Source organism: Pseudomonas sp. P5_A2_2, assembly GCF_054177685.1.
Map to the genome: position 1 here is coordinate 1 of NZ_JBGCUL010001229.1, position 1,184 is coordinate 1,184.

Below are 1,184 nucleotides of genomic sequence, written 5' to 3' on the forward strand. Positions count from 1 at the left end.
TCCAGGGTGAGCTTGCAGCAACCACGCTGACGGGCGATGTCCTCGACCTTTTGCAGCATCTTCTGGCTCAAGCCCATACCGCGAAACTTTTTCACCACGCACACATCGTGCACATTGACCAGCGGCCGGCAGGCAAAGGTCGAGAATCCCTCGAAGCAATTGACCAGCCCGGCCGGCTCGCCCCCGACAAAGGCCAGCACACTGAAGGCGTGGGGGCGCCTGGCGAGCTCTGCCGGGAGTTGCGCCAGTACATGGGCTGGCAACGGCTGGCCACCTCCCATCGGGTCCTCGGCGTAGTGGTTCAACACCAGACAAATAGCCTCGGCATGCACCGGATTGGTGTAACTGGCCTGAAGCACAAGAATTTCTGCGGAGTCCATTTCCATCCTCGATCACACATGAAGTAGCCCCCAGCATGTACTTCACGCTGAAGTGCCGGCTGACCATAGCGCGAGCACCATGGTATCGACAATCGCAACCGCAGAAATCTCTGGTGCTCAAGCGCCCCAGATCAAGGCTTCGGTCCACCCCAGTTCGGCAAAATCCTCGGCCCGCAAGTGCGACTCACCGGCACAGAAAAACTCGTCGAGTTGCGGGGGATTGACCGAGGTGCCGCTGAGCATGGCGTGAACCTGTCCTCGATGATGGATCTGGTGTTCGAACAAATGGGACAGCAGGCGCAAGCGACTGTCGTGTTGCGGGGTGTCGCGGGCGATGGTCACGATTTTGCCGAGGTCGGCGTCGCGCATCTGCTCGCAGTAGGCGATCAGCCGACGGTCGACGTGGGCCTGTTCGCGAACGAGGTCCGCCGCCACGAGGCAGGGTTCGTCTTCCTTGAAAAACACCCGGCAATCGGGATGCGGATCGTCGCCGCGCAATTCGCGCTCCAGGGCGTCCACATAAAACCAGTTACAGGTGAGGATGTGATTGAGAGTGGTGCGGATCGTGGGGAAGAAACTGACCCGGGGTGCGGTCAGTTCCTGCGGGCTCAACTGACGCCAGGCCTTGGCCAATCGGTGATTGGCCCAGGCGTTCTGATAGGCCATGGTCAGCAAATGATGCGACAGGGGCTGATTCATGCTCACTGCTCCCGATCAAATCCCGATCAAACTTCGGCAAACCGCTGCAGTTGCATTTCCTGCAATCGGCTGAGGGTGCGGCGGAACGGGAATTCCAGATAACCC

Annotated in this window: 2 protein-coding genes; both read right to left on the reverse strand. The window is 59.8% G+C overall.

The annotated features are described in order from the left end of the window. Positions 1–380: GNAT family N-acetyltransferase (locus ACXRVY_RS30340; RefSeq protein ID WP_458239120.1), on the reverse strand; the 380-nt coding region annotated here is incomplete at its 3' end. 117 nt (positions 381–497) lie between these two features. Next, positions 498–1,079: a DinB family protein gene (locus ACXRVY_RS30345; RefSeq protein ID WP_457265985.1), complete on the reverse strand. Its 582-nt coding sequence runs from the start codon at positions 1,077–1,079 to the stop codon at positions 498–500. Between the last annotated feature and the right edge of the window lie 105 nt (positions 1,080–1,184).